Here is a 9,250-nt window from a genome sequence, read left to right as displayed (position 1 = left end):
GCCGACGACGGCCGCCCGGTCGCGCTGGTGCCCCGCCCGGCCGGCGGACACCGCACGTACGACCCCGCCGGGCCCGCCGCCCGGCCCGACCGCCCGGTGCCGCTGCGCACCCGGGCCCTGCTGCTCCACCTCCCGTTGCCCGACGGGGAGGTGGGGCCGGCCGAACTCGCCCGCTTCGTCCTGCGGGTGCCCGGCGCACGCCGGGACCTCGGCCGGCTGGCCGCGACCGGACTGGCGGCAGCGCTGCTCGGACTGCTGGTGCCGCTGAGCACCGGCATCCTGCTGCCGAACCTGTTGGCCGCGGACCGGCACCCGGTGCGCTGGCTCGCGGTGCTGCTGGGCACCGCGGTCCTCGCGTCCTGGCTGCTGGTGATCGTCCGCAACACGGCCGCCGTCCGCCTGACCGGGCGGGTGCAGAGCGCGCTGGAACCGGCCGTCTGGGACCGTCTGCTCGGTCACGACGCCCGCTTCTTCCGCGACTACACCACGGGCGACCTGGTCCACCGCGCCAACGCGGTCGCCCAGGCCCGGCAGGCGCTCTCGGAGGTGCTGGTGGGCGCGGTGCTCGGGGCGGTCTTCGCCGTCTCGGGCCTCACCGTCCTGCTGCTGGTGGACGTCCGGTTCGGCGGGCTGCTGCTGCTCGCCGTGCTCGCGGTGGCCGGGGCGCTGCTCCTGCTCGGCCGCCGCCGCCAGCGCCACGAGAGCGAGGTGTTCGCGCTGCACGGACACCTCAACGGCGTGCTGTACGGCCTGCTGCTCGGGATCGACAAGATCCAGACGGCAGGCCGGGAGATCCAGGCGTTCGCGCGCTGGGCGGTGCCGTTCGCCGCCCAGAAGCGCGCGGACGCCGCCGCCCAGCGGATCGACGGGGCGGCCGCCGCCCTCACCGCAGCGCTGCAACCGCTGCTGCTGGCAGTGCTGCTGGCGGGGGCGGCAGCCGGCGGGTCCACCCCCGCCGGGCACCTGATGGCGGCCGGCGCCGCGGCCGGCCAGGTGGCCATGGCGCTCGGCCAGGTCACCCACGCCGCGGCCGGCGCATACGGCATCGCCCCGGTGCTGGACCGGCTGCGGCCGATCCTCGCGCCCGTCCGGCCCGCGGACGGCCCGCAGGCCCTCGCCGACCCCGGCGACCTGCACGGGGCGGTCGCCCTGGACGCGGTGACCTTCCGCTACCTGGGCACCGCCGCACCCGCACTCGACGGGGTGTCCCTGCACGCCGCCCCCGGCGAGCTGGTGGCCGTCGTCGGACCCTCCGGGGCAGGCAAGTCCACCCTGGTCCGGCTGCTGCTCGGCTTCGAACGGCCGGAGTCCGGGACGGTCCGCTACGACGGCCGCGACCTGGCGGGCCTGGACGCCCGGCTGGTCCGCCGCCGGCTCGGCGCGGTCCTCCAGCACGGCCGGATGCTGCGCGGCTCGCTGCTGGAGAACCTGGCCGGCAGCGACCCCGACATCACCGAGGAGCGGATCTGGGAGGCCGCCGAACTCGCCGGCATCGCCGACGAACTGCGCCGCCTGCCGCTCGGCCTCGGCACCCGGGTCGGCGAGGACGCCCAGGGCTTCTCCGGCGGCCAGGTGCAGCGCCTGCTGCTGGCGCGCGCCCTGGTCCGCCGCCCCGCCGTCCTGCTGCTCGACGAGGCCACCTCCGCCCTCGACAACGCCACCCAGCGCAGGGTCGCCGAGGCCGTCGCCGGCCTCGACACCACCCGCGTGGTGATCGCCCACCGCCTCAGCACCGTCCGCACCGCCGACCGGATCCACGTGCTCGCCGGCGGCCGCCTGACCGCCACCGGCACGTACGACGAACTGCTCGGCCACGACCCGCTGTTCACCCGACTCGCCCGACTCCAGGAGATGTGAGATGCCGCTCGACCTGCAGACCTGGCTCCGCCCCGTCGACGGCGCCTCCGTCCTCGCCGCCGCCGAGGCCGCGGACCGCACCGCCGACCCGGCCGGCACCGCCGGCCCCGATCCCGCCGCCGACGGCACCCGCCTGCTGCCCGGCCCCGCCCGCGGCGACGAACGGCTGCGCGCCCTGATCGCCGCCGCCGCCCCGTTCGGCGAACGCGCCGCCGCCCGCGCCGACGGCACCGCCGTCTTCGCCCCCGACCCGGACGAGGACCGCCGGGCCCGCGCCGCCGCCGTCGACACCTGGCTGCGCCGCGCCGCCGGCGAGCACGGCGGCGCCCCCGTGCTCCTCGACCACCTGGCCGCCACCGGCCGCCCGCTCGGCGAGGGCCTGCGCGGCGTCGTCCTCGCCGACCCGCAGCGGCTGCCCGACTGGGGCCACGCCCTGGCCGCGTTCCTGCGCACCCTGCCCGCCGCGCCGGGCCCGGCCACCACCGCCCCCGGCGCGCTCACCGCGGCCTTCGCCGCCGCCGCCGACGAGCTCCTCCCGTACGGGCCGGGCGGCATCCTCGGCGTCCCGGTCACCGACCGGGCCCGCGCCGACCTGGGCGCCGCCCTGGCCGCCCGCCTCACCGAGGCCTGCCGGCTCGCCCTCTGCCACGAGCTCCAGACCGCCACCGGCCGCCCGCGCGCCACCGACTGGGACGAGGCCGGCGGCCTGGACACCTCCCGGGAGGGCTGGCTCGCCCGGCTGGAGCGGCTGCCCGCCCTCGCCTTCCTGGTCGGCACCGTCTGCCGCCAGTGGCAGCACGTGCAGAGCGAGATGTTCGCCCGCCTCGCCGGCGACCGGCAGCTGCTCACCGACCGGATGTGGGGCGGCACCGACCCCGGCCCGCTCGACCGGATCCGCGGCGAGGCCGGCGACCGCCACGCCGGCGGCCGCTCGGTGGCGCTGCTGCACTTCGCGGGCGGGCAGGACGTGGTCTACAAGCCCAAGGACATGCGCCACGCCACCGCCTTCCTCGACCTCGTCCGCCGCCTCAACCGCGAACTCTCGCTCGACCTGCCGGTGCGCACCGTGCTGGTGCGCAGCGACCGCGGCGACGACGGCCACGCCGCCTCGCTCGCCACCGGCTGCGACGGCGACTACGGCTGGGAGGAGCTCGTCCCGCACCGCCCCTGCGCCGACCGCACCGGATTCGCCCGGTTCTACCGCCGCCTCGGCATGACGGTGCGCCTGGTCCAGCTGCTGGAGGGCCGCGACCTGTGGGCGGACAACCTGCTGGCGGACGGCGAGCACCCCGCCCTGATCGACCTGGAGTGCCTGCTCTACCCGCGGGTGCAGACCCCGCCCGCGATCAGCCCCGCCCACCACGGCCTGCTGGACGAACTGGAGTCCACCGTGGTGCGCACCGCGATGGCGTTCCAGCCGTGGACCCCGGCCCGGCAGACCCGCGCCCTGGACATCGGCTGCCTCTCCCGGATCGGCGGCCTGGAGTCCGCGCCCGGCGTGCCCGCCCTCCCGCTGCCGCCCTACCGCCCGGTCATCGCCACCGACGGCGGCGGCACCGAGGCCGCCGACCCGTGGCAGTACACCGCCGAGGTCGTCGACGGCTACCGCGAGATGCACTGGGCGCTGCACCGGTTGCGCGGCGAACTCGCCCACCCCGAAGGCCCGCTGGCCCCCTTCCGGGGCATCTGGGTGCGCTACATCTGGCGCCACACCTGGGACGGGTACAAGATCCTCTCGGCCTCCACCAGCCCGCTCGCCCTGGACAGCGGCGCGACCCGCGAGACGGTCATCGCCGGAGCCCTCCAGGGCGCCATCACCGCCGTCGCCGGCGACCCCGGGCGCGGCGACCTGCTGGAGGTCGTGCTCGCCGAACTCGACGCCTTCCGCCAGCTCGACATCCCGTTCTTCCGCTCGCTCACCACCTCCTCCTCGGCGTTCACCGCCGACGGCCGCGAGATCCCCGGCCACTTCCGGGACACCGGCTGGCAGCGCCTCCAGCAGCGGGTCGCCGAACTCGACGGCTTCGACCTGGACGCGCACACCGCCGTCCTCAGCGGCTGCATCGACGCCGCCCGCGACGGGAGCGAGGACCCGGCGCCCGCGCCGGGCCGGGCCCGCCCGGCCGGCCGCGCCGCGGCCCCCGGCAGCGGCGAACTCCTCGACGCCGCCGTGCGGATCGGCGACCGGATCCTCGCCGACCGCCGCGGCACCGGCTGGCTCGGCCAGAGCTGGTACCCCGGCACCGGCCTGCGCCAGGTCGAGGTGCTCTGCATCGACCTGATCACCGGCACCCCCGGCCTCGCCGTCCTGTTCGCCGAACTCTGGGCCGCCACCGGCGAACCGCGCTTCCACCGCGCCGCCCACCGCACCCTCACCGACGCCGTCGGGCTGATCGACCCCACGGCGCCCCGCGCCTTCGCCTTCGCCGCCGACTCCCGGCTGGCCGGCGGCACACCCGTCCCCGGCGGCCTCGCCGGCCCCGGCTCGCTGATCCACGCCCTCGCCCGCACCGCCCCCCTGCTCGGCACCCCCGAACTCCTCGCCGCCGCCCAGGCCCTCGTCCCCGGCGCGCTCGCCGTCACCGTCCCCGCCGCGGCCCGCCCCGGCCGGCCCGCCCGCACCCCGTTCCCCGACACCCCGCTCGGCAGCGCCGGCCTGCTGCTCAACCTGCTGCGGCTGCGCCGTGCCACCGGCCCCGGCCACACCCCGACCGAGGACGGCATCCGCACCCTGGCCGCCGCCGCCCTCGCCCACCTCACCGCCGACCAGGACCCGGCCGACCCCGAGGGCGACCACGGCTTCCTCGACCTCGTCCCCGCCGGGACGGACTCGGTCGCCGCCGCGCTCGCCCGCGCCGCCGCCGAGGCGCCCGCCCTGCTCGCCGACCCGGACGCCGTCCGCGACCTGCTGCGCGGCCACCGCTTCGCCACCGCCGCCCGCTCCGGCCGGCTCGCCTGCCTGGACACCGCCGTCGCCCTCGGCGCCTCGACCGTCGACCCCGGCGAACTCGCCGCGCTCACCCCGCCCGTCGGCGCCCGCCGGATCGCCGCCCGCACCGGCCGCGACCTGGTCGCCACCGCAGGCGAGGCCCTCACCGCCGCCGAGGCCGGCCTGCTGCACACCCTCCCCGAGAGCGCCGACTCGCTGCTGCCCGGCCCGTTCTACGACGGCCGCGAGGCCGCCGGCCTGCTCGTCGGCGAACTCCTCGCCCGCCACCGAGCCACCGGCCGCTGGTACCCGGAGCGCGCCGCCGACGACCGGATCAACCTCGGCGCCCTGGACGGCTCCGCCGCCGTCGGCCTGCTGCTGCTGCGCCTGCTCGACCCCGCCACCGCCCCGCTCGCCACGCTGCGCTGACCCGCCCTCGCCCAAGGAATGACGCCATGTCCGAACACGCCACGATCGGCTTCAAACGCCACTTCACCCCGTACGTCGTCGCCGGCGAGGGCCTGTACCTGGTCTCCGAGCGCGGTGTCTCCGTCGTCGACGGCACGCTCGCGCAGGCCCTCGCCCCGCTGCTGGACGGCACCCGCACCGCCGAGCAGATCGGTGCCGCCCTCGACGGGACGGTGCCCGCCGACCGGGTCCGCAGCGCCGTCGACCGGCTGCGCGCCGGCGGCTACCTCGCCGACGGCGCACGGGTCGAGGACCCGTCCGGCGCCGCCTGGTTCGAGATGGCCGGTCTCGACGGCGCCGCCGCCTCCGCCGCCCTGCACACCGCCCGGGTCCGCGTCGAGGTGTACGGCGACCTCGACCCGCAGCCCTTCCTCGACGCACTCGCCGCCGCCGGGGTGAGTGCGTCCCCGGACGCCGAGTTCACCGTCGCCCTCACCGAGGACTACCTGCACCCCGGCCTCGCCGAGCGCGACCGCGAGGCCCGCGCGAGCGGCCGGCCCTGGCTGCTCGCCCGGCCCGTCGGCTCGATCGTCTGGGTCGGCCCGGTGTTCGTCCCCGGCCCGGCCGACGACCCGTCCGCCACCGGCTGCTGGGAGTGCCTGGCGCACCGGCTGTCCGCCAACCGGCAGTCCCTCAGCTACCTGCAGCACCGGCTCGGCCAGGACGGGCCGATCTCCACGGCGGGCGCCCAGTTCGCGCCCACCCTCGGCACCGGGGCCCAGCTCGCCGCCCTGGAGGCCGCCAAGTGGCTGGCCGGCGTCCGCCCCGCCGAACCCGTGGTGCTCACCCTGGACACCGTGCTGCTGGAGACCGAACGCCACCGCCTGGTCCGCCGGCCGCAGTGCGCGGCCTGCGGCGACGCCGGCCTGATGGAGCGCCGCCAGCTCGCCCCGGTCGCCTTCGAGAGCCGCCCCAAGGCGTTCACCGCCGACGGCGGCCACCGCTCCGCCTCCCCGGAGGACATGCTGGAGCAGTACCGCCCGCAGCTCTCCCCGATCACCGGCGTGGTCACCTCGCTCGTTCCGGCCGGCCGCACCCCGACCGGCCTGCGGGTCTACGTCTCGGGCCAGAACCTCTCCCGCCGCAGCGGCGACCTGCGCCAGCTCCGCACCGGCCTGCGCGCCCTCAGCTGCGGCAAGGGCCGCACCGACGTCCAGGCCAGGGCCAGCGCCCTCGGCGAGGCCATGGAACGCTACTCCGGCGTCTTCCAGGGCGACGAGGCCCGCCGCACCGCGAGCTTCAGGGAACTCGGCGACGCCGCGATCCACCCCGCCCGCACCCTGCTCTACAGCGACCGCCAGTACGCCGAGCGCGACCGCTGGAACGCCCGGCCGTCGATGTTCAACACCGTCCCCGAACGCTTCCGCGAGGACGAGCGGATCGAGTGGTCGCCCGCCTGGTCGCTCACCGAGCAGCGCACCCGCTGGCTGCCCACCATGTCCCTCTACTACGGCTACCGGCACCGCAACGGCTTCTTCGCCGCCGGCGACTCCAACGGCTGCGCCGCCGGCACCTCCTTCGAGGACGCCGCCCTCCAGGGCTTCCTCGAACTCGTCGAACGCGACGCCGTCGCCCTCTGGTGGTACAACCGGGTCCGCCGCCCCGCCGTCGACCTCGACGCCTTCGGCGACCCGTACGTCGACCGGCTGCGCGAGGTCTACCACGGGCTGCACCGCGAGATCTGGGCGCTCGACCTCACCTCCGACTTCGGCATCCCGGTCGTCGGCGCGTTCTCCCGGCGCACCGACAAGCCCGCCGAGGACATCCTGATCGCCTTCGGCGCCCACCTCGACCCGCACATCGCGCTGACCCGCGCACTCACCGAGATGAACCAGTTCCTCGGGCCCGTCGCCGGCGACGCCGACGGCACGGTGACCTACACCGGAGCCGACCCGGAGCAGAAGGCCTGGTGGACCACCGCCACCCTGGCCAACCAGCCCCACCTGCTGCCCGACCCGGCCGCCCGCGCCGCCGGCCCCGCCCGCTGGGCCGTCCTCGCCGGGCACGACCTCGCCGACGACCTGGCGCTCGCCCGGCGCCTGGTCGAGGAGCGCGGCATGGACTTCCTCGTCCTCGACCAGACCCGCCCCGACGTCGGCCTGCCCGTCGCCAAGGTCGTCGTCCCCGGCATGCGGCACTTCTGGGCCCGCTTCGCCCCCGGCCGGCTGTACGACGTCCCGGTCCGGCTCGGCTGGCTCGGCGCACCGACCGCCGAGGCCGACCTCAACCCCGTCCCGATCTTCATCTGATGACGCCGCACCCGGCCGCCGCCCCCGCGCGGGCGGCGGCCCGGCCGGCCGGACCGCGGCGCGCCCGCGGCCCCTCCGGCACCCCGTCCCGTCCGTCCCGCACGGAGAAGAGGTACACCCGATGACCGTGACCGAACAGCTGCCCCCCGGCCTCGCCGCAGGCGGCGGGCCGCTGCGCACCCTGCTGCGGCTGCGCCCCGAGGTGGAGGTCACCGCGCAGGGCGACGACCTGGAACTCAGCCACCCCTGGGGCCGCCAGCGGGTGCACGCGCTCGGCGCGGAGACCGTCCGCCGGCTAGCCGTGCTCACCGAGGAGGCCGCCGACCTCGCCGACCTCGCCGACGGCGGCCGGCTGTTCCACCTGCTGCGGCGCTTCCCGTACCTGGTCACCACGACCCTCGCCGACCCGCTGGGGGAGCCGCTGGCGACCGCCGTCCCGATCGCCCGCTCCGCCGACCTGCCGGGCCTGGCCCGCGCCACCGCGCCGCAGGTGGTCCTCTCCCGCTTCGCCTACCTGCGCCGGCTGCCGGAGGAGCACGCCGGGGCGTGTGTGCTGGAGTCCCCGACGGCGCCGTTCCGGCTCACCCTGCACCGGCCGGCCGCCGGGGCGTTCGTCGCCGCGGTCACCGCCGCCCGCCCGGTGGCCGAGGCGGCCCTGCTCGCCGGGCTCGACCCGGAGACCGGGCAGGCGCTCGCCGCACTGCTCGCCGGCGCCGGCTTCCTGGACGACGGCGCGACCGGGGAGCCCCCGCTCTGGGACTTCCACGACCTGCTCTTCCACGCCCGCAGCCGCCCCGGCCGGCACGACTACCCGAGCGGCGGCGTCTTCGCCCACCCCGAGATCGCCCAGCTCCCGGCCGTCCCCGGCACCGGCGCGCGCGAGGAGGACGGCGCCGGCATCGACCTCCCGGTGCCCGACTGGGACGAGGTGGTGGCCCGCGACCCGGCCCTCAGCGAGGTCCTGGAGGGCCGCCGCTCGGTCCGCGCGTACGCGGACACCCCGGTCACCCTCGCCCAGCTCGGCGAACTCCTCTACCGGGTGGCCCGGGTGCGCCGGATCATCCCGGGCGACCCGGCCGACCCGCACGGCTACGACATCGTGGACCGCCCCTACCCGGCCGGCGGCGCGACCGGTGAACTGGAGGTCTACCTCTCGGTCGTCCGCTGCGACGGCCTGGTGCCCGGGGTGTACCGCTACGACGCGGCGGCCCACCGGCTGCGTCCGCGCCCGTTCGCCGGGCCGGGCGACGAGGCGGCGTTCCGCGAGCTGATGACCGCGGCCTGGCGGGCGACCGGCTGCACCGTCGACCCGCAGGTCCTGCTGACCGTCACCTCGCGGTTCGGCCGGCTCTCCTGGAAGTACAGCCAGATCGCGTACGCGCTGACGCTCAAGCACGTGGGGGTGGTCTACCAGACGCTCTACCTGGTGGCGACGGCGATGGGCCTGGCGCCGTGCGGCCTCGGGTCGGGCGACACGGACGCGGCGGCGCGGGCACTCGGCCTGGACTGGACGGCGGAGTCCTCGGTGGGCGAGTTCCTGATCGGCAGCCGGCCGGCGGGGATCGCGCGCAGCGCCCGCGGATTCGCCGACGTGGTGGCGCAGGCCCGCGCCGACTGAGCCGGCGCGGGCACTGGTCGCGCGGACGGCCCGCCGGGGGCCGGCGGCGCAGCACGCCCGGATGCCCGGACAAGGCGGGGGGCCCCCCGCCGGGGGGGGGGGGCCCCGCGGGAAGGGGGGGGGTGGTGT

Annotated in this window: 4 protein-coding genes; all 4 read left to right on the top strand. The window is 77.6% G+C overall.

Going from position 1 to position 9,250, the window contains the following annotated elements; translation table 11 throughout:
• On the top strand, positions 1 to 1,857 hold a 1,857-nt coding region (locus ACFV0G_RS27645), incomplete at its 5' end, for an ATP-binding cassette domain-containing protein (protein ID WP_380553568.1).
• A 1-nt stretch (position 1,858) separates the two neighbouring features.
• A complete protein-coding gene (locus ACFV0G_RS27640) occupies positions 1,859 to 5,215 on the top strand; it encodes a DUF4135 domain-containing protein (protein WP_380553565.1) in 3,357 nt (1,118 codons plus the stop codon).
• Between the two features lie 26 nt (positions 5,216 to 5,241).
• Complete coding sequence (locus ACFV0G_RS27635; protein WP_380553562.1) at positions 5,242 to 7,503, top strand: TOMM precursor leader peptide-binding protein; 2,262 nt, start codon at positions 5,242 to 5,244, stop codon at positions 7,501 to 7,503.
• Positions 7,504 to 7,624: 121 nt separating this feature from the next.
• Entirely contained in the window at positions 7,625 to 9,121 is a 1,497-nt protein-coding gene (locus ACFV0G_RS27630; RefSeq protein WP_380553559.1) for a SagB family peptide dehydrogenase, read from the top strand.
• Positions 9,122 to 9,250: the final 129 nt, after the last annotated feature.

Source organism: Kitasatospora sp. NPDC059571 (genome assembly GCF_042735675.1).
GTDB lineage: Bacteria > Actinomycetota > Actinomycetes > Streptomycetales > Streptomycetaceae > Kitasatospora.
This window is presented reverse-complemented; position numbering and strand designations above follow the sequence as displayed.